The organism is Nocardia cyriacigeorgica NBRC 100375, assembly GCF_000308555.1.
Classification (GTDB): Bacteria; Actinomycetota; Actinomycetes; order Mycobacteriales; family Mycobacteriaceae; genus Nocardia; species Nocardia cyriacigeorgica.
On the sequence record NZ_BAFY01000285.1, the window covers coordinates 1 to 535 of the forward strand.

1 protein-coding gene is annotated in these 535 nt (G+C 47.3%); it reads left to right on the plus strand.

The window, feature by feature from the left end:
* Positions 1-224 precede the first annotated feature (224 nt).
* Positions 225-535, plus strand: a 311-nt coding sequence (locus RJ05_RS33175) for a hypothetical protein (protein ID WP_255220961.1), incomplete at its 3' end; no start/stop codon positions are given.

Genomic DNA, 535 nt, shown 5'->3' on the forward strand with positions numbered 1-535 from the left:
GCCACCCCTGGCCAGCGAAGGGGTGGCCATCGAACCCCCATCCCATCGAACCCCCACCCCAACGAGCCATATCACATCATCACCCCCATAGGCTTGTGAGGCCTTACCACTTCTATCGCTAGATTACAAAGAAAAGGGGTTAAGATTTTTGGATTTGTGCTATAATTCAAGACAATAGAAAAAGAAAGAAAGTAAATCCATTCTGTTGTTAAAGAAATTTCTTTATGGGATTACCTTGGTATCGTGTCCACACAGTTGTTTTAAATGACCCGGGCCGATTGATCGCTGTCCACTTGATGCACACTTCACTTGTATCAGGATGGGCCGGATCAATGGCTTTCTACGAATTGGCAGTTTTTGACCCTTCTGACCCTGTGCTAAATCCTATGTGGCGTCAAGGGATGTTTGTTCTCCCATTTATGACCCGTTTAGGAATTACACAGTCGTGGGGCAACTGGACAATTAGTGGTGAAACGGCAACAAGTCCGGGCATCTGGACCTACGAAGGGGTAGCCACTGCCCACATCTTGCTATC